At 61.2% G+C, this 21,911-nt stretch carries 22 protein-coding genes; 10 read left to right on the forward strand and 12 right to left on the reverse strand.

Features of this window, described 5'->3' with window-relative positions; all coding sequences use genetic code 11:
• Window positions 1-55 precede the first annotated feature (55 nt).
• From nikR to HMPREF3140_RS16715, 7 genes are all read right to left on the reverse strand, one after another.
• A complete protein-coding gene (nikR, locus tag HMPREF3140_RS16685; RefSeq protein ID WP_002921188.1) occupies window positions 56-454 on the reverse strand; it encodes a nickel-responsive transcriptional regulator NikR in 399 nt (132 codons plus the stop codon).
• Complete coding sequence (gene nikE / locus HMPREF3140_RS16690; protein ID WP_004173958.1) at window positions 442-1,233, reverse strand: nickel import ATP-binding protein NikE; 792 nt, start codon at window positions 1,231-1,233, stop codon at window positions 442-444. Before nikE ends, nikR begins: the two co-directional genes overlap by 13 nt.
• Entirely contained in the window at window positions 1,230-1,994 is a 765-nt protein-coding gene (locus tag HMPREF3140_RS16695; RefSeq protein ID WP_004173959.1) for a nickel import ATP-binding protein NikD, read from the reverse strand. Before HMPREF3140_RS16695 ends, nikE begins: the two co-directional genes overlap by 4 nt.
• Entirely contained in the window at window positions 1,994-2,827 is an 834-nt protein-coding gene (nikC, locus tag HMPREF3140_RS16700; RefSeq protein WP_004151422.1) for a nickel ABC transporter permease subunit NikC, read from the reverse strand. Before nikC ends, HMPREF3140_RS16695 begins: the two co-directional genes overlap by 1 nt.
• Window positions 2,824-3,768 (reverse strand): nickel ABC transporter permease subunit NikB, encoded by a 945-nt coding sequence (gene nikB / locus HMPREF3140_RS16705; RefSeq protein ID WP_002921105.1) that lies wholly within the window; start codon window positions 3,766-3,768, stop codon window positions 2,824-2,826. The genes nikC and nikB overlap by 4 nt, the downstream gene beginning before the upstream one ends.
• Complete coding sequence (nikA, locus tag HMPREF3140_RS16710; protein WP_004173960.1) at window positions 3,768-5,336, reverse strand: nickel ABC transporter substrate-binding protein; 1,569 nt, start codon at window positions 5,334-5,336, stop codon at window positions 3,768-3,770. Before nikA ends, nikB begins: the two co-directional genes overlap by 1 nt.
• Window positions 5,337-5,474: 138 nt before the next feature.
• Window positions 5,475-6,335 carry a LysR family transcriptional regulator gene (locus tag HMPREF3140_RS16715; RefSeq protein WP_004151421.1) on the reverse strand — a complete coding sequence of 287 codons (861 nt, stop codon included), beginning with the start codon at window positions 6,333-6,335 and terminating at the stop codon, window positions 5,475-5,477.
• Between the two features lie 97 nt (window positions 6,336-6,432).
• Here HMPREF3140_RS16715 and HMPREF3140_RS16720 point away from each other — a divergent pair, with 97 nt between their 5' ends.
• From HMPREF3140_RS16720 to arnF, 8 genes are all read left to right on the forward strand, one after another.
• Window positions 6,433-6,939 (forward strand): phenolic acid decarboxylase, encoded by a 507-nt coding sequence (locus tag HMPREF3140_RS16720; protein ID WP_004173961.1) that lies wholly within the window; start codon window positions 6,433-6,435, stop codon window positions 6,937-6,939.
• A 396-nt stretch (window positions 6,940-7,335) separates the two neighbouring features.
• Window positions 7,336-8,475, forward strand: coding sequence for a UDP-4-amino-4-deoxy-L-arabinose aminotransferase (gene arnB, locus HMPREF3140_RS16725; RefSeq protein ID WP_002921037.1), 1,140 nt, complete (start codon window positions 7,336-7,338; stop codon window positions 8,473-8,475).
• A gap of 1 nt (window position 8,476) precedes the next feature.
• Window positions 8,477-9,460 carry an undecaprenyl-phosphate 4-deoxy-4-formamido-L-arabinose transferase gene (gene arnC / locus HMPREF3140_RS16730; protein ID WP_002921035.1) on the forward strand — a complete coding sequence of 328 codons (984 nt, stop codon included), beginning with the start codon at window positions 8,477-8,479 and terminating at the stop codon, window positions 9,458-9,460.
• Entirely contained in the window at window positions 9,457-11,442 is a 1,986-nt protein-coding gene (gene arnA / locus HMPREF3140_RS16735) for a bifunctional UDP-4-amino-4-deoxy-L-arabinose formyltransferase/UDP-glucuronic acid oxidase ArnA (RefSeq protein WP_032412530.1), read from the forward strand. Before arnC ends, arnA begins: the two co-directional genes overlap by 4 nt.
• Entirely contained in the window at window positions 11,439-12,341 is a 903-nt protein-coding gene (arnD, locus tag HMPREF3140_RS16740) for a 4-deoxy-4-formamido-L-arabinose-phosphoundecaprenol deformylase (RefSeq protein WP_009308746.1), read from the forward strand. The genes arnA and arnD overlap by 4 nt, the downstream gene beginning before the upstream one ends.
• On the forward strand, window positions 12,341-13,996 hold the full coding sequence (gene arnT, locus HMPREF3140_RS16745; RefSeq protein ID WP_004173979.1) for a lipid IV(A) 4-amino-4-deoxy-L-arabinosyltransferase: 1,656 nt from the start codon (window positions 12,341-12,343) through the stop codon (window positions 13,994-13,996). The genes arnD and arnT overlap by 1 nt, the downstream gene beginning before the upstream one ends.
• The gene (gene arnE, locus HMPREF3140_RS16750) at window positions 13,993-14,331 is read left to right on the forward strand and encodes a 4-amino-4-deoxy-L-arabinose-phosphoundecaprenol flippase subunit ArnE (RefSeq protein ID WP_002920864.1); all 339 of its coding nucleotides are present in this window, start codon (window positions 13,993-13,995) and stop codon (window positions 14,329-14,331) included. Before arnT ends, arnE begins: the two co-directional genes overlap by 4 nt.
• Complete coding sequence (arnF, locus tag HMPREF3140_RS16755; protein ID WP_002920863.1) at window positions 14,331-14,711, forward strand: 4-amino-4-deoxy-L-arabinose-phosphoundecaprenol flippase subunit ArnF; 381 nt, start codon at window positions 14,331-14,333, stop codon at window positions 14,709-14,711. The genes arnE and arnF overlap by 1 nt, the downstream gene beginning before the upstream one ends.
• Here the strand turns inward: arnF and HMPREF3140_RS16760 are convergent.
• A complete protein-coding gene (locus tag HMPREF3140_RS16760) occupies window positions 14,708-15,757 on the reverse strand; it encodes an AI-2E family transporter (RefSeq protein ID WP_004145147.1) in 1,050 nt (349 codons plus the stop codon). The genes arnF and HMPREF3140_RS16760 overlap by 4 nt on opposite strands.
• A 133-nt stretch (window positions 15,758-15,890) precedes the next feature.
• Between HMPREF3140_RS16760 and HMPREF3140_RS16765 the strand changes: the two genes are divergently transcribed.
• Window positions 15,891-17,111 (forward strand): MFS transporter, encoded by a 1,221-nt coding sequence (locus HMPREF3140_RS16765; protein ID WP_032412528.1) that lies wholly within the window; start codon window positions 15,891-15,893, stop codon window positions 17,109-17,111.
• On the opposite strand, the gene HMPREF3140_RS16770 is transcribed toward HMPREF3140_RS16765, so the two are convergent.
• Entirely contained in the window at window positions 17,112-17,669 is a 558-nt protein-coding gene (locus tag HMPREF3140_RS16770) for a DcrB family lipoprotein (protein WP_002920861.1), read from the reverse strand. It lies immediately after the preceding gene.
• Window positions 17,670-17,742: 73 nt separating this feature from the next.
• Window positions 17,743-18,408, reverse strand: coding sequence for a 7-cyano-7-deazaguanine/7-aminomethyl-7-deazaguanine transporter (locus HMPREF3140_RS16775; RefSeq protein WP_002920860.1), 666 nt, complete (start codon window positions 18,406-18,408; stop codon window positions 17,743-17,745).
• A gap of 206 nt (window positions 18,409-18,614) precedes the next feature.
• Between HMPREF3140_RS16775 and tusA the strand changes: the two genes are divergently transcribed.
• Window positions 18,615-18,860 carry a sulfurtransferase TusA gene (gene tusA / locus HMPREF3140_RS16780; RefSeq protein WP_002920858.1) on the forward strand — a complete coding sequence of 82 codons (246 nt, stop codon included), beginning with the start codon at window positions 18,615-18,617 and terminating at the stop codon, window positions 18,858-18,860.
• A 103-nt stretch (window positions 18,861-18,963) separates the two neighbouring features.
• Here tusA and zntA read toward each other — a convergent pair whose 3' ends face one another.
• Window positions 18,964-21,174, reverse strand: a complete 2,211-nt coding sequence (gene zntA / locus HMPREF3140_RS16785; RefSeq protein WP_070553042.1) for a Zn(II)/Cd(II)/Pb(II) translocating P-type ATPase ZntA — start codon at window positions 21,172-21,174, stop codon at window positions 18,964-18,966.
• A gap of 78 nt (window positions 21,175-21,252) precedes the next feature.
• Window positions 21,253-21,879: a lysoplasmalogenase gene (locus tag HMPREF3140_RS16790; protein ID WP_004173987.1), complete on the reverse strand. Its 627-nt coding sequence runs from the start codon at window positions 21,877-21,879 to the stop codon at window positions 21,253-21,255.
• Window positions 21,880-21,911 lie beyond the last annotated feature (32 nt).

Below are 21,911 nucleotides of genomic sequence, written 5' to 3' on the forward strand. Positions count from 1 at the left end.
TATAGTTTATGTGGTTTATCAACTGTTGATAAACCACCCAAGAATTTTCAAATAATTAATCATCCGCTAAACACTGCAAATGCCCATGGCGCACGCCGCGCTGGGCAATCACGTCGTCGGCAAAATGCTGTACCTCGGCCATATCACCTTTCAGCACCGCAATCTCCAGGCAGTCGTCATGACTGATATGCACATGCAGCGTGGCGACGGAGAGATCGTGATGATGATGCTGGGTGGCCACCAGCCGGCTCGCCAGTTCGCGTTTCTCATGTTCATACACGTACGACAGGACGGCATACCCGCGCCGTGATTCCGGCGACGGAGGATCCTGGTTGAGGGCGTCGCGCAGAATATCGCGTACCGCCTCCGAACGGTTGTGGTAGCCGCGGCGGGCGCTTAGCGCATCGAGGGCGGCCAGCAGGTCATCATCAAGGGTCAGGGTTACGCGCTGCATGGCATGGCCTCGTTAAGCAGAGTGGCAGGAAAAGGGGGGAGCACCGCCTGCTGGAGCGCCTGTCCGGCAGGGGAACGCAGGCGTAGCGGTAGACTAACCGTTGCGGTTTCGACGATGCGCCCGTGCTCCATCACCAGCACTCGCTGGCAAAAGCGCTCCACCAGCCGCAGGTCATGGGTGATGAACAGGCAGGCGGTGTCAAACTGCGCCTGTAGACGCTTCAGCAGGGCGATAATCTCCGCCTGCAGCAGCAGATCGAGATTTGAAACCGCTTCATCAAGGATCAACAGCTGCGGCCGTACCGCCAGGGCGCGTGCCAGGCAGACGCGCTGCAGCTGTCCGCCGCTGACCTGCGCCGGGCGCTTATCGAGCAGCGACGGCGCGAGGTCGACGGCCAGCAGCATCTCTTCCACCCGCCGCGCACGCGCCTCACGCGACAAGCACAACAGATGGCGCAGCGGCTCGCTGACGATCTCGCGCACCGTTTTGCGCGGATTCACCGCGCTGAAGGCATCCTGAAATACCAGCTGAATATCACGGCGGAAGGCGCCGATGGCCTCGCCCTTCAGGGCGGCCAGCGGCGTGCCGCGCCAGGCAATATCGCCGTGCTGCGGCGTTTCCAGACCCACCAGCATCCGCGCCAGGGTGCTTTTCCCACAGCCGCTGCGTCCGAGCAGGGCCACCGTTTCGCCGGGGGCGATGGCGAGATGGATCGCATGCAGGACCCTGCCGTGGTGAGGATAATCGTGACTCACCCCGGTAGCGCTGAGTAAATTCATGGTGTTTTCTCCAGACCGTATAACGCCAGATGCGCGGCCAGCAGGCGCTGGCTGAGCGGGTGCCGCGGGGCGCTAAATAGCGTATTCACATCGCAGTGTTCAACGAGGCGACCGTTCTCCATCACCGTTACGTGATGCGCCAGCCGCGCCACGACGCCCATGTCATGCGTCACCAGCAGCAGTCCCAGACCGCGCCTGGCGACAATATCCGCCAGCAGGTCGAGGATGCGCGCCTGGGCGATGGCATCGAGATCGGTCGTCGGCTCGTCGGCGATGATAAAGGGCGCGCGGCTGAGCAGGGCGAGAGCGACCATCATCCGTTGCAGCATGCCCCCGCTCATTTCAAAAGGGTAGCGCTTCAGTAGCGCCCGCGGATTGTCCAGACCGACCTCCTCCATCGCTGCCAGCAGCACGGCGTCATTCGTTTCACGACCCGCTGCCCGGCAGGTTTCCCGGGCGTGCGCGGCCATGGTCTGCAGCGGGTTAAAGGCGCTACGCGGGTTCTGCATGATGGTGGCGATGGTCGCCCCGCGCAGCTGTTCGCCGTGCACCGGAATGCCGTCGAGAAGCACCCGGCCGGCGGTTTGCCTGACGCCGGGCGGCAGCAGGCCCAGCGCGGCGGCGCAGGTCAGCGATTTTCCGCAACCACTGCTGCCGAGCAGCGCCAGCACCTGGCCGCGGCGCAGGGTGAAGGAGACGTCGCTGACCAGCGGTCGGTCAGCGGCAAGCGAGATCTGTTCCAGTTGGATCTTCTGCGGCATCAGTGGCTATGCTCCGCGATCAGGTGGGGATCGAGACGATCGCGCAGCGCGTCGCCCAGCAGGTTAAAAGCCATCACGCTGATGAACAGCGCCAGCCCCGGCCAGACCATTTGCAGCGGCTGGGTCCAGATATACTGCCGGGCGTCGTTGATCATCACCCCCCATTCCGCCGTCGGCGCGCTGACGCCGAGACCGAGGAACGACATGCCGGCTACGTGAAGCATCATATGGCCGATATCCAGCGAGGCGAGCACCAGCAGCGAGGGGATCACCGCGCCGGCCAGATGGTCGCTGAACAGCCGCCACTGGCTGGCGCCGCTCAGACGGGCGGCGAGGATAAATTCGCGCTGGCGCAGGGAAACCACCAGGTTACGCACCATTCTGGCGTACCAGGCCCAGTGCGACAGCGCAATGGCGAGGATCACATTGGTCAGCCCGGTACCCAGCACTCCCACCATAAAGAACGATAGGATCGAGGTCGGAAAAGTCATAAACAGTTCGGCGATGCGCATCAGGCCGCGGTCGGCGCGGCCGCCCAGCAGTCCGGCGCAGCCGCCGACCGCCAGGCCGATCAGCAGCACCAGCAGCAGACAAGCCATCACCGCCCCCAGCGAAACGCGGGTGGCGGCCAGCAGGCGTGAGAAAATATCCCGGCCGAGATGATCGGTGCCGAGCCAGTGCGCTGCGCCCGGCGGTAGCAGCCGCTGCTGAAGGTCAATCGCCGCTGGATCCCAGGGCAGCCACCAGCCGCTGCCGATGGCGATGACCGCCAGCAGCGCGATAACCAGCATGGCCAGTTTTACCGGCCAGCGAAAGCTTTGTAGCCCTCTCATGCGCTCACCTCCTCGTGGCGGCGCAGGCGCGGGTCGAGCGCCGCGTTAAGCACATCTACCGCCAGATTAGCCAGCACGAACACCGTCACCATCATCAGGGTAAAGCACTGGATCACCGGGTAATCGCGATTGAAAATGGCGGAAACTGCGTAGCGGCCGACCCCGGGCCAGGCAAAGATATTTTCGATAATCATGGTGCCGCCGATCAGCTCGCCAATGTGCATGCCCATGGCGGTCACCACCGGCAGGGTGGCATTGCGCAGGATATGTCGGCGCTCCACCTGGCGCGCGCTCAATCCGCGCAGCCGCGCCCATATCACGTGACGCTGGCTGGCGGCGTCCAGCATGCTGGCGCGCAGCAGGCGGGCGTTGATCGCCAGCGACATAAAGGCGATGGAGACGGCGGGCAAAATCAGGTGCTGCCAGTCGCCATACCCCATCGCCGGGAGCCACTGCAGATGCACGGAAAAGAGCATCACCAGCAGAAAGGCCAGCCAGAAGTTGGGCATTGAGACGCCGAGGAAGGCAATCAGCCGTACGATATAGTCCGGCAGGCGATCGCGATGGCGCGCCGCCCAGATGCCCAACGGCAGGGAGGTGACGAGGATCAGCGCCAGCGCCGCGCCGGTGAGCAGCAGGGTGGCCGGCAGGAAGTGCAGCAGGTCGTCCAGCACCGGGCGCTGGGTGGCATAGGAGAGACCGAAATCCAGGTGCAGCGCCCGCCATAGCCAGTGCAGATACTGCATTGCCAGCGGCTGGTTGAGCCCCAGCAGCTCGCGGGTCGAGGCAACCATCTCTTCAGTGGGCGGCAGGTTCGACAGGCGTAAATAATCCAGCGCCGGGTCGCCGGCGCCGAGCCGCAGCAGCAGAAAGATGATGGCGGAGGCGGCGAGCAGCAGCGGGATCAGCAGCAGCAGGCGGCGTAAAATATAGCGTAGCATTATGGCGTTACCGGGGTAATCTGGTCGAAAGGGATCTCGCTGGTCACCGGGGCGAACGGGATCTCCCCGACTTCCTGGCGCGCGACCGACATCAGCGAGACATAGCTGATGGGCAGATACACCGCGTCCTGATGCAGACGGGTCAGCACATCATGGTACAGTTTTCTCCGCTGCGCCTCGTCCCCGGTGGTCAGCACTTCACTAATCTCTTTATCAATCAGTGCCTTGTCTGGCAGGCCGCGCTGGGCCTGGTAATCCGCATGCGAAGGGACGCGCATCGAGCTTAAAAAGGCATGCGGATCGTAGGGCGCGCCCCAGGTGCGATTGAAGATCATGCCGAAGCGGCCTTCGCGCTGGCGCGCGTAAATGCTGCTTTCCTCCTCGCCCACCAGGGTGACCTGCACGCCGACCTGCCGCAGATTGGCCTGAATAATTTCGGCCATCGATTTAGCCAGCGCGTCGGTGCCAATAAACGCCAGCTCAATCGCCAACGGTTGCCCGGCTTTTTGTCGCCAGGGCTGGCCCTCCAGCTGCTGCCAGCCGGCCTGTTCCAGCAGGGCGCGGGCTTTTGTCGGGTCGTAACGGCGCGGCGTCAGATTCTGCGGGGCGTAAGGGACGGAGGGGGCAAACAGGGTGTCGGCAACCTGCTGGGTGCCATACAACACGCTATCGACAAGGGTCTGTTTATCGACGGCGTAGTTGAGCGCCTCACGAACCGCCTGCTCGCGGGTCGGGCCCTGGCTGGCGTTTAGCGCCAGCATTACCGTCTCCGCCGGGGCGGACAGGCGCGCCACGTAGCCGGGGTGATGGCGAAAGCGTTCGAAGGTGTCCAGCGGCAGCAGCCCTTCATCGCCGTAGAGCATATCGATTTCCCCGGTTTCGAACGCCACCGCCCGGCTGGTGGCGTCAGGGATCACCTTGATGGTGATTTGCTGTAGCGCGGGTTTGCGACCCCAGTAGCGCTCATTGCGCACCAGCACATCGCGCTGATTGAGCTGCGAGCTTGCCAGCCGCCACGGGCCGGTGCCGATCGGGGCTTTAATGCCCCTGGCGGTGCCGCCATCGATAAACTGCGAGGGGGCGATGAAGCGGAACGGGCGGGGCAGGGCCAGCTCTTGCAGTAAGGGGGCGTAGGCGCTTTTCAGGGTGATCTGCAGCTCGGTGGCGCTGAGGGCCCGCACGTCGGTTATTTGGTTGGCGAGCTCAAGCCAGGCGTGGCGTTGGCGGTTGGCCAGCACCGCCTGAAAATTGGCCGCCGCGGCCTGGGCATTAAACGGTTCGCCGTTGGAGAAGGCCACATCGTCGCGCAGGGTGAACCACCAGGTTTTGCCGTCGGCGGAGTGACGCCAGCGGGTTGCCAGCCAGGGCTGTACGCTGCCGTCAGCCTGATACTTCACCAGCGGTTCATAGACCATGCTTTGGGCAAACATCTGGTTGGGCGTATAGAGATGGGGATTCAGCGGGCCGACGTTAACCGGCCAGGCGGTGGTGAGCTGGTACGGCGCGGCCTGAGCCAGCAGAGGGACGCAGGCGAGCAGCGCCAGCAGGGTGAGGCGGATAATAGACAAGACGGCAATCTCAACGACAGGAAAGTATGACGATTTTAGTGATTCATCATACTTTGGGAGTAACCTGGATCAATATTGCGCCGGAAAGTATAAGAAAATCGTATCATTACGCCCAGGCGACCAGCGCCGCCTTACCCCTCAGGGCGTCCGGAACAACGCCAGCAGCGTGGCCACCTGTTCGTCGATCGGCGCCAGGTCCCGCTTGACGATCAGATGCAGCGGCGTCGCGCGGCGCGCGCCATGGCTGAGGGGCAGCCGCTTCAGCACGCCCTGGTCGAGATGGGGGCGAATGCGCTCCTCCGGCAGCCAGCCGAAGCCGACCTGATACATCACCGCATCAATGGCGGCATCAATGGTGGAGAAGGTCCAGGCGTCTCGCGGCGCCTGGCTATCGCCGCCCTGATCGGCAATGCGCACCAGCGGCCACGGCGCCAGCGCGCTATCCTCCAGCGGTCCGTCCAGCGCGGCGAGAGGGTGGTCGCGGTGGGCGACGGCGATGAAATCAATATTCATCAGCCACTCCCCGCGGCCGGTAATATCCTGGCGGCGGGTCAACACCATCACATCGGCTTCCGTCCGCGCCGCGCTCTCGTCATCCAGGTTTTCCAGCACTTCGGTGAGCCTGACCTGGGTCTGCGGATAGCGCTGCTGAAACTGGCGTAAAATCGCGAACAGCCGCTGGCGCGGGAAAATACTGTCGACCACCAGATCCAGGCGGGTCCGCGCCCCGTTGCGCAGAGTGGCGGCGTGCGTCTCGACGTAGGCGAAGGCCTGCAGCAGCGGCTTGACCTGATTCAGCAGTAGTTCGCCAGCCGGCGTCAGCACCGCCCGCCGGCCGGACGGCGCCAGCAGCGCCACGCCTAAGCGCTCCTGCAGCAGCGCGAGGTTATAGCTTACCGATGACTGACTGCGATTGGTCTCCTCCGCCGCTCTGGCAAAGCTCCCCAATTCCACTACCTTTTCGAGTAACGCCCACTGCTCCAGGGTTGTCTTGTGCATAATCAATCTAAAATTTGAATGTATTTAATCCAAACATAGCGTTATTCATTCATTTTTTAAAGACGTATGCTGTCCTCAACAAAACAGAGGAGAATAAATGATGAGCACTTTCGACAAACATGACCTCGGCGGCTTTATCGGTAAACATCTGGTCTATACCTACGACAACGGCTGGAACTACGAGATTTACGTCAAAAATGGCCACACCCTCGACTACCGTATTCACAGCGGCATCGTCGGCAATCGCTGGGTGAAAGATCAGGAAGCGTACATTGTGCGGGTGGGGGAAAGTATCTACAAAATCTCCTGGACCGAACCGACCGGCACCGACGTCAGCCTGATCGTCAACCTGGGCGACAAACTATTCCACGGCACTATTTTCTTCCCGCGCTGGATCATGAATAACCCGGAAAAAACCATCTGCTTCCAGAACGACCATATTCCGCTGATGAATTCGTATCGCGATGCCGGCCCGGCCTACCCGACGGAAGTGATTGACGAGTTCGCCACTATCACCTTCATTCGCGACTGTGGCGCGGATAATGACGAGGTCATTAATTGCCCGGCGAGCGAATTGCCTGCGGATTTTCCTGCAAATTTGTAATTCAGCAGAAATAACTTTGTGATCTGCGCTAACTTTTTGTCATTAAGCGTGACAATGACAGAATAATAAATTGTGAACTGGTTTAGTTCTCGTTTAATTTCAACTATTGCGTTCCTGTTCTCTTTTTCGTGACAGGAACGCATCTCCGTCAAATTTCTGCCATAAAAAACTCCTATCATACTGTTTATTAAGAATTTATTTCTTATTCTGAAGAAATATTAATTTCTTAATATTATCCTAAGCAAGGTCGACTACATTAATAGTGGTCGAGATACCCTGAAATGGAATGCCGTGCTGAACTCACTTCATTTTAATTTCGTTTAAGTCCGCAGGCGCAGGATATTTTATTCTAACGACCCAGATTCGTGCGTGGGTCATCTACAGAACAGGATGATGATGAGCGATTTTTTGCCTTTTTCGCGCCCGTCGATGGGCGACGCAGAGCTGGCTGCGCTGCGTGAAGTTTTAGCGTCGGGCTGGATCACCACCGGACCGAAGAATCAGGCACTCGAAGCGGCATTCTGCCAGCTGACCGGCAACCGCCACGCGATTGCCGTCAGTTCAGCGACCGGCGGGATGCATGTGACCCTGATGGCGCTGGGTATTGGCCCCGGCGATGAAGTCATTACGCCGTCCCAGACCTGGGTCTCCACTCTCAATATGATCTGCCTGCTGGGCGCCACGCCGGTGATGATCGATGTCGATAACGACAATCTGATGATTACCCCTGCAGCGGTGGAAGCGGCGATCACCTCGCGTACCAAAGCGATAATTCCCGTGCATTACGCCGGGGCGCCAGCCGACATCGACGCCATTCGCGCGGTGGGCGAGCGCCATGGCATTTCGGTGATCGAAGACGCCGCCCATGCGGCCGGTACCCATTATAAAGGCCGCCACGTGGGCTGGCAGGGGACCGCCATTTTCTCGTTCCACGCGATCAAAAACATGACCTGCGCCGAAGGCGGGCTGATTGTCACCGACGACGACGAGCTGGCCTCCCGCATCCGTAGCCTGAAATTCCATGGTCTGGGCGTGGACGCTTATGATCGCCAGACCCACGGCCGCGCGCCGCAGGCGGAGGTGATCACCCCGGGCTTCAAGTACAACCTTGCCGATATCAACGCCGCTCTGGCGCTGGTCCAGCTGGAAAAACTGAGCCACGCCAATCAGCGCCGGACCGAGATTGCCCAGCGCTACCTGCGCGAGCTGGCGGACACGCCGTTTAAACCGCTGAGCGTCCCGACCTGGGATCACCAGCACGCCTGGCATCTGTTTATCATCCGCGTCGATGAGGCCGCGTGCGGCATCAGCCGCGACGCGCTGATGGAAAAGCTGAAGGCGATGGGCATCGGCACCGGCCTGCACTTCCGTGCGGCCCATACGCAAAAATATTACCGCGAGCGCTTCCCTGAGGTTTCCCTGCCGAATACCGAATGGAACAGCGCCCGCATCTGCTCTCTCCCGTTGTTCCCGGATATGACCGATGACGATGTCACTCGCGTTATCTCCGCACTGCGCCAGTTGTCAGGACGTTGATATGCTTACTTACCCTCCCGTGAAGAAGGTCTCGGTGGTTATCCCGGTTTATAACGAACAGGATAGCCTGCCGGAACTGCTTCGTCGTACGGATGCCGCCTGCGCCACCCTGGGGCGGCAATATGAAATTCTGTTGATCGACGATGGCAGCAGCGACGATTCCGCGCGCATGCTCACCGAAGCCGCCGAGGCGGAAGGCAGCCACGTCGTCGCCGTGCTGTTAAACCGTAACTACGGCCAGCACTCGGCGATCATGGCCGGCTTCAGCCATGTAACCGGCGATCTGATTATTACCCTCGACGCCGACCTGCAAAACCCGCCGGAGGAGATCCCGCGGCTGGTGGCGAAGGCTGATGAAGGTTACGACGTGGTGGGCACCGTCCGCCAGAACCGTCAGGACAGCATCTTCCGTAAAACCGCGTCGAAGATGATCAACCGCCTGATCCAGCGCACCACCGGCAAAGCGATGGGCGACTACGGCTGCATGCTGCGCGCTTACCGCCGCCATATCATCGACGCCATGCTCAACTGCCATGAGCGCAGCACCTTTATCCCGATCCTGGCGAATACCTTCGCCCGGCGCGCGGTGGAGATCCCGGTGATGCACGCCGAGCGCGAATTCGGCGACTCCAAATACAGCTTTATGCGCCTGATCAACCTGATGTACGACCTGGTGACCTGTCTGACCACCACGCCGCTGCGTCTGCTCAGCATTTTCGGCAGCGTGATTGCCCTGCTGGGCTTCGCCTTCGGCCTGCTGCTGGTGGTGCTGCGTCTGGCCTTTGGCCCGCAGTGGGCGGCGGAAGGGGTGTTTATGCTCTTCGCCGTGCTGTTCATGTTCATCGGCGCCCAGTTTGTCGGTATGGGCCTGCTCGGGGAGTATATCGGCCGCATCTATAACGACGTGCGCGCCCGCCCCCGCTACTTTATTCAACGTGTTGTTCGCCAGCCGGAAACGGCATCTAAAGAGGAAGATCGTTCATGAAAGCCGTAGTCTTCGCTTATCACGATATGGGCTGCACCGGTATCCAGTCCCTGCTGGACGCCGGGTATGATATCGCTGCTATTTTCACCCACCCGGATAACCCTGGCGAAAACCATTTCTTTGGCTCCGTGGCGCGCCTTGCCGCCGAGCAGGGCATTCCGGTGTGGGCGCCGGAAGACGTGAACCATCCGCTGTGGATTGAGCGTATCCGCGAGATGAAGCCGGACGTGCTGTTCTCCTTCTACTATCGCAACCTGCTGGGCGATGAGATCCTCAATCTGGCGCCGAAAGGGGCGTTCAACCTGCACGGTTCGCTGCTGCCAAAATATCGCGGCCGCGCGCCGCTGAACTGGGTGCTGGTCAATGGCGAAAGCGAAACCGGCGTCACCCTGCACCGGATGGTGAACCGCGCAGACGCTGGCGATATCGTCGCCCAGCAGGCCGTGGCGATTGGCGCGGATGACGCCGCCCTGACGCTGCATCGTAAGCTGTGCGCTGCCGCCACTGAGCTGCTGAGCCGGGCGCTGCCGGCGATCCTCGCCGGCAGCACCGATGAGCGTCCGCAGGATCACAGCCAGGCAACCTATGTGGGGCGTCGTACCCCGGAAGATGGCCGGCTGGACTGGGAGCTGCCGGCGCAGACCCTGCACAATCTGGTGCGTGCGGTCTCGGATCCGTGGCCGGGCGCCTTCGGCTACGCCGGAGCGAACAAGTTTATCGTCTGGAAATCCCGCGTTCGCCACGATTTGCCAGCAGCTAAACCGGGCACCGTGCTCTCCATTGCGCCGCTGATCGTCGCGTGCCAGGACGGGGCGCTGGAGATTGTCACCGGCCAGACCGAACGCGGCGTGTACATGCAGGGCGCTCAGCTGGCGCAGGCGCTGGGCCTGGTGTCCGGGGCGGTGATCAGCAGCAAACCGGTGGTGGCGATTAAGCGTCGCACCCGGGTGCTGATCCTCGGCGTCAACGGCTTTATCGGTAACCACCTGACCGAGCGCCTGCTGCAGGACGACAACTATGAGATTTACGGTCTGGATATCGGCTCCGACGCCATCAGCCGTTTTCTCGACTGTCCGCGTTTCCACTTTGTGGAAGGCGATATCAGCATTCACTCCGAGTGGATCGAGTATCACATTAAGAAATGCGACGTGGTGCTGCCGCTGGTGGCCATCGCCACGCCTATCGAATACACCCGCAACCCGCTGCGCGTGTTCGAGCTGGATTTCGAAGAGAACCTGAAAATCATCCGCGACTGCGTAAAATACAATAAGCGCATTATCTTCCCGTCGACCTCGGAAGTGTACGGCATGTGCACCGACAAAAATTTCGACGAAGATAGCTCCAACCTGGTGGTGGGGCCGATCAACAAACAGCGCTGGATCTACTCGGTCTCCAAGCAGCTGCTGGATCGCGTGATCTGGGCCTATGGCGATAAGAATGGCCTCAAGTTCACCCTGTTCCGTCCGTTCAACTGGATGGGGCCGCGGCTGGATAACCTCAACGCCGCGCGTATCGGTAGCTCCCGCGCCATCACTCAGCTGATCCTCAACCTGGTGGAAGGGTCGCCGATCAAGCTTATCGAAGGCGGCAAGCAGAAGCGCTGCTTCACCGACATCAGCGACGGTATCGAAGCGCTGTTCCGCATCATCGAGAACAAAGACGGCCGCTGCGACGGGCAGATCATTAACATCGGCAACCCGGATAACGAAGCGAGTATCAAAGAGCTGGCCGAAATGCTGCTCGCCTGCTTCGAACGTCATCCGCTGCGCGATCGCTTCCCGCCGTTCGCCGGCTTCCGTGAAGTGGAAAGCAGCGATTACTACGGAAAGGGCTACCAGGACGTTGAGCATCGTAAGCCGAGCATCCGCAACGCCAAACGCTGCCTGAACTGGGAGCCGAAGGTGGAGATGGAAGAAACGGTCGAACACACGCTGGACTTCTTCCTGCGCACGGTTGAACTGGTGGACGATAAAAATCCATGAAACAGGTCGGCTTACGCATAGATGTCGATACCTTTCGCGGCACGCGGGACGGCGTTCCGCGGCTGCTGGAGCTGCTGGGCCGGCATGGGATCCAGGCAAGCTTCTTCTTCAGCGTCGGGCCGGACAATATGGGGCGCCACCTGTGGCGCCTGGTAAAACCGAAGTTTCTGTGGAAGATGCTGCGTTCCAGAGCCGCCTCGCTGTACGGCTGGGATATTCTGCTGGCCGGCACCGCCTGGCCGGGGCGCCGCATCGGCGCAGGGAACGAAGCGGTAATCCGCGCCGCCGCCGAATCTCATGAAGTCGGCCTGCACGCCTGGGACCACTACAGCTGGCAGGCGTGGAGCGGCGTCTGGCCGCAGGAACGGCTGGCGCTGGAGGTTGAGCGCGGCCTGCTGGAGCTCGAGCGCATCATCGGCCGGCCGGTGACCTGCTCGGCCGTCGCCGGCTGGCGCGCCGATCAGCGGGTGGTTAAAGCCAAAGAATCCTTCGATTTTCTCTACAACAGCGACTGTCGCGGCACGCGGCCGTTTCTGCCCCAGCTCGGCAGCGGCGTTTCCGGTACCGTGCAGATCCCGGTCACGTTGCCGACCTGGGACGAGGCGGTGGGCACGGCGGTGGATATCGCCGGCTTTAACCGCTACCTGCTGGACTGCATCCATCGCGATGCGGGCGTGCCGGTCTATACCATTCACGCTGAAGTGGAAGGCATTGCCTACGCCGATCAGTTCAATGAACTACTGACCATGGCGGCGGAAGAAGAAATTCAGTTTTGCCCACTGAGCCAGCTGCTGCCCGCTGACTTTAGCGAGCTGCCCTCAGGCAAAGTGGTTCGTGGTGAACTGGCTGGCCGGGAAGGCTGGCTCGGACGTGAACAATTACTGACTTCGGGTATTTGATGAAAAGCATTCGCTATGGCGTCTCTCTGATTGCGCTGTTTGCGCTGTATTATCTGCTGCCGCTCAATTTCCGTTTGCTCTGGCAACCCGACGAAACCCGCTACGCGGAGATCAGCCGTGAAATGCTGGCCACCGGCGACTGGGTGGTACCGCATTTTCTCGGCCTGCGCTACTTCGAAAAACCGATTGCCGGTTACTGGATCAACAGTATTGGTCAGTGGCTGTTTGGCCATAATAACTTCGGCGTACGCTTCGGGTCGGTCTTCGCTATCACCATGACCGCCCTGCTGGTGGCCTGGCTGGCGTGGCGGATCTTTCGTGATAAGCGGGTAGCTATCCTGTCGCCGATTATCTTCCTCACCGCGATGCTGGTGTATGCGATTGGCACCTATGCGGTGCTGGACCCGATGATCACCCTGTGGCTGGCGCTGGCGATGTGCAGCTTCTGGGGCGCGGCGCAGGCGCACAGCCGCAGCGGCAAAATACTGAGCTACGTGCTGCTGGGCGTCGCCTGCGGGATGGGGGTGATGACCAAAGGCTTCCTGGCGCTGGCGGTGCCGGTGGTGGGCGTTCTGCCGTGGGTGATCGCCCGTAAACGCTGGCGTGAAGTGCTGACCTACGGCTGGCTGGCGGTAATCGTCTGTACGCTGGTGGTGCTGCCCTGGGGGCTGGCTATCGCTCAGCGCGAGCCGGACTTCTGGCGCTACTTCTTCTGGGTCGAGCATATTCAGCGTTTTGCTGAAAAAGACGCCCAGCACAAAGCGCCGTTCTGGTACTACATCCCGTTCCTGATCGCCGGCAGTCTGCCGTGGCTGGCCCTGCTGCCGGGGGCGCTAAAGCGCGGCTGGCTTGAGCGCGATGAGGCCCGCGGCGCGCTGTATCTGTTAGGTTGGGTGGCGATGCCGTTCCTGTTCTTCAGTATCGCCAAAGGCAAACTGCCGACCTATATTCTGCCGTGCTTTGCGCCGCTGTCGATCCTGATGGCCCGCTACGCGCTGGAGGCCGCAAAGACCGGCGCGAAAGCGTTGCGCATCAACGGTATGATCAACCTGGGCGTTGGTTTGCTGGGGCTTATCGCCGTGCTGGTGGTCTCGCCGTGGGGCTTCATGCATAAGCCGGTGTGGACCAAGATTGAGCTGTATAAATGTCTGCTGGCGGCGATCGCTTTTGCCGTCTGGGCGCTGATGGGCTGGCTGGCGATGAAAGACTCTGGCCGCCGCTGGAGCCTCGCCGCGCTCTGTCCGCTCGGCCTGGCGCTGCTGGTGGGCTTCGCCATCCCGGACCGGGTTATCGACAGCAAACAGCCGCAGTTCCTTGTGGAGATCGTCAGCGAATCCCTGCAGCCCAGCCGTTACGTCCTGACCAACAACGTTGGGATCGCCGGCGGCCTGGCCTGGGAGCTGAAGCGAAGCGATATTATTATGTTCGACAAACAGGGTGAGCTGAAGTACGGTCTCGACTGGCCGGATGCTCAGGGAAGCTTTGTCAGCCAGGCCGGTTTTGCCGACTGGCTGGCCGCGCATCGTCAGCAGGGGCCGGTCTCGCTGGTGCTGTTGATGGATAAAGGAGAGAGTATGCTCGACTTACCGTTACCGAAACCGGATAACGCCTACGAGCTGGGCCGGGTCGTTTTCCTTCAGTACCTGCCGCAATGAGCGTCTGGATCTGTCTGGTGTGCGCCAGCCTGCTGAGCTGCGCCGGACAGCTCTGCCAGAAACAGGCGACCCGCCCGTCCCGTCGCGGACGGCGGAGTCGTCATATACTCTTCTGGTTGGGGATGGCGCTGTTATGTCTGGGCTGCGGCATGCTGCTGTGGCTGAGCGTCCTGCAGTCTATTCCGGTCAGCATCGCCTATCCGATGCTGAGTCTGAATTTCGTCTGGGTTACCCTCGCGGGCTGGGGCATCTGGCATGAGCCGGTCGCCCGTCGCCACTGGCTTGGCGTCGGGTTGATCGTCGTGGGCATTGTCATTCTGGGGACCAGCGTCTGATGGGCTTTTTCTGGGCATTACTCAGCGTCGGCCTCGTCAGCGCCGCGCAGTTGCTGCTGCGCAGCGCCATGGTGGCCTTGCCGCCGCTGACCGATATTGTGGCATTTCTCCAGCATCTGCTGCATTTCCAGCCCGGGACTTTCGGCCTGTTTTTCGGCCTGCTGGGCTACCTGCTGTCGATGGTCTGCTGGTACTTTGCCCTCCATCGCCTGCCGCTGTCGAAAGCGTATGCGCTACTGAGCCTGAGCTATATCCTCGTGTGGGCCGCCGCCATCTGGCTGCCCGGCTGGCATGAGCCGTTCTACTGGCAATCGCTGCTGGGCGTGGCGATCATCGTCGCCGGCGTATTGACCATCTTCTGGCCGGTGAAACGCCGCTAGCCGGGGAGCCGGCTTTTGGGACGGCCCGGGCCGAGCAGGATCGCCAGCTTGCTGCCTCCGACGGTGGTTTCCATCCAGATTTTACAGACGCTGGTTAACGGCACCGAGAGCAGCATTCCCACCGGCCCCAGCAGCCAGCCCCAGACCAACAACGACAGGAACACCACCAGGGTCGACATCCCCAGCCGGTGGCCCATCATGCGCGGCTCCACCATGTTGCCCAGCACCATATGCACCACCAGAAACAGCGCCCCTACCAACAGGCACTCATAGATGCCGCTGAACAGCAGCGCCTGCAGCATGGGGGGGATAGCGGAGATGGCGGAGCCAATGTTCGGCACATAGTTCAGCAAAAACGCCAGCACCCCCCACATCAGGGCGAACTGTACCCCCATCGCCAGCAGCCCCAGCCAGACAATCAGCCCGGTCCACAGGCTAATCAGCGTCTTCAGCGCCAGATAATGGGTGACGCCTTTCAGCGCCCGGTGCAATCCTGCGATATGCAGGCGCGGGTTATTGAGGGCAAAACGCAGTTTGTAGGGCAGGTGGCGAACCTCAAACAGCATAAAGATCACCGTCATCACCAGCAGCACGATGCTGGCCATCGCCCCGGAAAGCTGGGTCATCAGCGTCGTGGCCCATGTCATCAGCCGTTCTGAATCCATGCGCCGCAGCATCCGCTCCGGATTGATATGCAGATTAAGGAAGGGGAGATACTCCTGGAGCTGGAGGATCTTGCGCGTCAGGGCGCGGTTGAAATCGGGCAGCATGGCGACAAAGTCATTGAGCGACGCCGCCAGCACGCCGAGTAGCGCGGTGAGCATCACCAGCATCGCCGTCACCACCAGGGTAATGGCGAACGGACGCCGCACCCCTCGGCGAATGAACCAGGTGACCAGCGGGTTGAGAACAATAGCGAAAAACAGCGCCAGCAGCAGCTGCACCAGGATATCGGCGGCGGCGTGGATCCCGGCGAGGATAATCACCAGCGCCGCCAGCTTAAGTAAAATATGAAGCCCGGCTTTATCAGCCTGCGGAGGGGACATAGGTATTCCTTTTATGAGTCGCGCCAGATAAGTGTAGCGGTTCGCCGACTGCCAATATTCCGAAAGGAGGGCTGCTTTTCCGCCGACAGCGTGGTAATAGTGAAAGCTGGTTGTCGAAATCTGGTGGAACCTGATGCCCGAACCCGTCGCCGAACCGGCGCTTAATGGACTGCGCCTCAATCTGCGGATTGTCTCTGTCGTTATCTTTAACTTTGCCAGCTACCTCACCATCGGCCTGCCGCTGGCGGTGCTGCCCGGCTATGTTCATGATGTCATGGGCTTTAGCGCTTTCTGGGCCGGGCTGGTGATTAGCCTGCAATATTTCGCCACGCTGCTCAGCCGCCCGCATGCCGGGCGCTATGCCGACCTGCTGGGGCCCAAAAAGATTGTCGTCTTCGGCCTCGGCGGCTGCTTTTTGAGCGGTTTGAGCTATCTGCTGGCCGCCTGGGGCAGCGGCTGGCCACTGATTAGCCTGCTGCTGTTATGCCTCGGACGGGTGATCCTTGGTATCGGCCAGAGCTTCGCCGGCACAGGCTCGACGCTGTGGGGCGTCGGCGTGGTCGGTTCGCTGCATATCGGGCGGGTGATCTCGTGGAACGGGATTGTGACCTATGGGGCGATGGCGATGGGCGCGCCGCTCGACGTGCTGTGCTATTCGCACATTGGCCTCAGCGGTCTGGCCGGGGTCATTATGGCGGTAGCGCTGGTGGCTATCCTCTGCGCGCTGCCCCGCGCGGCGGTGAAGGCTGCCAAAGGCAAAGCGATGTCGTTTCGCGCGGTGCTCGGCCGCGTCTGGCCCTACGGCATGGCGCTGGCGTTGGCCTCCGCCGGCTTTGGGGTGATCGCCACCTTTATCACGCTATTTTATGACGCCAAAGGTTGGGACGGCGCGGCTTTCGCGCTGACATTATTCAGCTGCGCGTTCGTTGGCGCGCGGCTGCTGTTTCCCAACGCCATTAACCGACTCGGCGGGCTGAACGTGGCGATGCTCTGCTTTAGCGTGGAGGCGATCGGCCTGCTGCTGGTCGGCTTTGCCGATACGCCGATGATGGCGAAAATCGGTACTTTCCTTACCGGGGCTGGCTTTTCGCTGGTCTTTCCGGCGCTGGGCGTGGTGGCGGTGAAAGCGGTGCCGCAGCACAATCAGGGGTCGGCGCTGGCGACCTATACCGTGTTTATGGATTTGTCGTTGGGCGTCAGCGGGCCGCTGGCCGGATTGCTGATGGCGTGGACCGGGATCTCGATGATTTATCTCGCCGCGGCGGGGCTGGTGATGGCGGCGCTGCTGTTGGGCTGGCGGCTAAAAAAACGGCCCCCGGTTAGCGAACCGGAGGCCAGCGCACCAGGCCAGTAATTACTGGATGGTGAGGGTGTTGATGATGCTTTCCGCTTCGGTCTGCGCCTGCTGCTGGTTATCCGCCGGCAGGGTGACCTGCAGGGTCAGCAGCTTGTCATCCACTTTGCCGAGGATCACGGAAGACCAGGCGGTCTGCCCCTTGGCGGAGATGATGCTGTCCAGCTGCTGCAGGGTATGGCCTTTAATCTCCAGCGGTTTATTGCTCACCACCTGCAGCTGCGGGTCGCGGCTGCGCTGCTGATCTTCCAGGCGTTTCGCCAGCACCGCCAGATCTTCATTGGTGCTGTCGCCGACGATGACGATGACCGCTTTCTGGCCGGTAGCGTCAGAGTAGACGTGCATATTGTTCGCCTGGGTACCCAGTTTGCCGCTCTGGTCGGCCATGCCCGCAGGCAGGGTGAAGCTCAGCTTGCCATCCAGCAGGCTGATTGCCTGGCCGCTGGCATTGCTCTCCGCTGCTGCGCCAACGGTTGGCGCTTTTGAATCGCTGTTATCGCAGGCGGCAAGCCCCATCACCAGCAGGCCAATACCGACATATTTAACCAAATTGCGCATTGACATCTTCCTTTCGATAAACGGCCACTAATGGCTCATCCGGCTATCTTAACACATCAGCCCGCGAGTACCTTTAACTCGGCTGTAATGCCGACAAATCAGATTTATCCGCCAGTCTTTTCAACAGCATATTTAACAGCACGCCGTACATCGGCAGGAAGAAAATGATGCTGATAAGCACTTTAAAGCTGTAGTCGACGAGGGCGATTTCCCCCCAGTGGGCGGCCATAAACGGGTCCGGGCTGCGCCAGAAAGCGATAAAGAAAAACGCCACGGTATCGCTGATGTTGCCGAACAGCGTCGAGGCGGTAGGGGCCAACCACCAGCGGCGGCTCTGCCGCAGGCGGTTAAAGACGTGAACGTCGAGGATCTGCCCCAGCGCATAGGCCATAAAGCTGGCGACGGCGATGCGCGCGACGAAGAGATTAAAGGTGCCCAGCGCGGCAAAGCCCTGCCATTCGCCCATGTAGAACAGCGCGGAGATGCCGTAAGAGATGGCCAGCGCCGGGACCATCACCGCGAAAATGATGCGTCGCGCCAGCGGGGCGCCAAAAATTCGCACCGTCAGGTCGGTGGCGAGGAAAATAAACGGAAAACTAAACGCGCCCCAGGTGGTATGGAAACCAAAGATGGAGATCGGCAGCTGAACCAGATAGTTGCTGGAGGTGATGACCAGCAAATGAAATAGCGAAAGCCAGACGAGCGCTTTTTTGCGCTGTACGGTAGTAAACGGATTCATATTGTGACCTTTTTATGCCCGTCATGCTTCAGGTGAATGAGCAATCGGCAGCGGAACGTTGGGGTGAGGGAACCCAATTAAAAACGGCTGCATGATACTGCGTTGCCGGCGTAATGCAATGGTTGTTTTTCGCGCAAACGTTAACCTGGCTTGCGTACTGGCGAGCAGGGGGTAAACTAGGGCCGTTTTGTTGACGTGAGACTAAAATGAGCGAACTTTTCTCCACTCCTGACCACACCCTGGATGCCCTGGGACTCCGCTGCCCGGAGCCGGTCATGATGGTGCGTAAAACCGTGCGGACGATGCCGGTGGGCGAGACGCTGCTGATTATTGCTGACGATCCGGCCACCACCCGCGATATCCCGGGATTCTGCCGCTTTATGGAGCATGAGCTGGTGGCCCAGGAAACCGAAGCCCTGCCGTACCGCTACCTGATCCGCAAAAGCCACTGAGCCTCTCCCGGATGGCGGCGCGTAGCGCCTTATCCGGGCTACCCGACGGTCTGGAACCGTAGCCCTGCTAAGCGTAGCGCGAGCAGGGAAGCCGGTATCGATGCTACAACTTCTTACGCAATAACCGCAGCGCGTTAGCCGTTACCAGCACGGTGGCGCCGGTATCCGCCAGCACCGCCAGCCACAGACCGGTCAGGCCGAGCAGGGTGGTGACGAGGAAAATCCCCTTCAGCCCTAAGGCAATCGCGATGTTCTGGCGGATATTGGCGTGGGTGGCGCGCGCCAGGGAAATCATCTGCGCCAGGCCGGTCAGACGGTTATGGGTCAGCGCGGCGTCGGCCGTCTCCAGCGCCACGTCGGTTCCGCTGCCCATGGCGATGCCGATGGTGGCCGCTTTCATCGCCGGGGCGTCGTTGATACCGTCCCCGACCATCGCCAGCGGCGCGTCGGCATTCAGCGCTATCACCGCGTTGACCTTGTCCGCCGGTAGCAGACCGGCGCGGAATTCCAGCCCCAGTTCGCTGGCGATGGCCGCCGCGGCGCGCGGGTTATCCCCGGTAAGGATCACCCCCTGAACGCCCAACTGATGCAAAGCATCCACCGCCTGACGCGCGTCGTCGCGCAGGGTATCGCGCAGCGCCAGAATGCCGAGCAGCGTCTCGCCGCGCATCACCAGCACTACCGTTTGCCCGGCGCTTTCCAGCTGCTGGATCTGCGCCTCATGCTCTGCCGGGGCGGCTTTGCTGGCGGCGCAGATCAGGATGCGGCTGCCGTTGACTTCGGCTTCGATACCAGAGCCCGCCAGCGCCCGCTGGCCGCTGGCAAGCGGAATGCTCAGCTGACGCCGCTGCGCTTCACGGACGATAGCCTGCGCCAGCGGGTGGCTGGAGCCTTGCTCCACCGCCGCCGCCAGCGCCAGCAGCGCGTTGTCGTCAACTTCGGCCGTGGCAATAACCGAAGTCACCTGCGGCTGGCCGACGGTCAGGGTGCCGGTTTTATCGAACGCCACCTGGCGCACCTGGCCCAGCTGTTCCAGCGCCGCGCCGCCTTTGATTAGCGCCCCGCGGCGGGCGGCGACCGCCAGGCCGGAGGTGATGGCCGCCGGCGTGGAGATGACCAGCGCGCATGGACAGCCGATCAGCAGCAGCGTCAGTCCTTTATAAATCCACGGCAGCCAGGCGCTGGCGAAGAACAGCGGCGGGACAATGGCGACCAACAAGGCCACCACCATAATGGCCGGGGTGTAGATCCGGCTGAAGCGGTCGATGAAGCGCTCGATTGGCGCCCGACGCTCCTCAGCCTCTTCAATCAGCTTCAGGATGCGGTCGATGGCGCTGTCGCCCGGTTCGGATATCACGGTAAGCTGCACCAGGCGGTCGACGCTGGTGGCGCCCGCCGCTACCCGTTCCCCGGCCTGACGCTCCACCGGCACCGACTCGCCGGTCAGGGCGCTTTCATCAAAGCTGGCAAACGGCGACAGCAGTTGTCCATCCGCCGGCAGACGCCCGCCGGCAGCCACTTCAATCACATCTCCGGGACGCAGGTCGCGCTGGGCGACGGTTTCCCGCACGCCGTTGCGCAGACGGATGGCGGTGTCGGGCTTCAGCGCCATCAGCGCGCTCACCCCCTGCCGTGCGCGGCTGGCGGCCCAGCCTTCGAGACGCTCGCCGATCAGGAACAGCAGCAGGACCATCGCCGCCTCCGCGGTGGCGCCGATAAACAGCGCCCCGATGGCGGCGACGCTCATCAGCGTTTCAATGGCGAACCAGCTCCCGCTCTTGATCAGGCGTAGCGCCTGGCGGGCAACCGGCCACAGGCCAACCAGGGTGGTGGCAATAAAGGCCAACTGACCGGCAGGGTGGTTGGCCTGCTCCAGCCCCCAGCTCAAGGCCATCATGATAACCAGCGTCAGTAACGGCAGATTGTCGCGCAGCAGCGACCCTCGGGTTTGCTTAGCTGCGGGAGCATCGGCATCGCGCAGCGTATACCCCGCCTGGCGGACCGCGTTCTCAACCTGAGCGCGGACATCGCCCTCGGCGTTAACCAGCAGCTTTTCTGTGGCGAACAGCACCTGGACCTGACTGACCCCGGGCACCTGACGGACCGCGGTTTCCACCTTGCGGGCGCAGGCGGCGCAGTCCATGCCATCAACTTGCCAGCTATAGCGGGCGTCGCTAAGCGCTTCGGCGGCAGGGGCGGACTCTGTGGCGCAGGCGTGATCTGTACAGCAGCTCTCCGCCGGGGCGGTTGCTGGCCGCATGGTGAAAGACGAGAATTGTGGAACTTTTCTATCCTGCGCGTCTGGAGTCGACATGGCACCCTCCGGGAAATGATAATTTTCTCATTAGCCGTAGGATACACTCTGGAGTCGACTCCAGAGTCAAGAACTAAATTACAGGTACAGCGCGCGCACGATCAGGAAGTGGCCGGCAAAGTAGAACGCGGCGGCGATGGCGTTATCGGCGCGGAAGCGGCGACGATAGTGGCTCACCAGCCACACGGCATTGCTCAGCAGCAGCAGGGCTGCGCCGGCGAAACCGGACAGCGCGGTGTTGGTGGGGCGGGCAAACCACAGCTCGCCGGCCAGCCAGACCATTACCAGCGTCATTCCGATAAAGGTCAGCACCGGCATTTTCATCTCTTCCAGCCGACTCCAGATCACCGCCATTAGCAGGGCGCCGAATACCAGCAGCACCAGCGGCAGCGGCCAGAAGAACGACAGCGTCAGCTGGCTGGCGAACCAGATGGTATACAGCAGATGTGACAGGAAGAAAGCGCCCACCGCGTACATCACCCGCTGGCGCGGCAGCAGGGTCAGGGCGTCGCCGAGCAGCGAGGCGCACAGGCCAGCCAGCACCAGATAGCTGATGGCATTGAACATCGGCGCCTGCCAGGCCAGTAACAGCAACAGAATCAGGGTGACAGGTTTAAAAACCCAGCGTCGCCATGCCGGCCCACGATAGGATGCATCGACATAAAGCCATGCGGAGAAACAGACAGCAATAAATGACCAAAGCATAGTAAGTCCCTGTATCTGTTATCATAAAGAAA

Source organism: Klebsiella sp. HMSC16A12, from assembly GCF_001808265.1.
Lineage (GTDB): Bacteria > Pseudomonadota > Gammaproteobacteria > Enterobacterales > Enterobacteriaceae > Klebsiella > Klebsiella pneumoniae.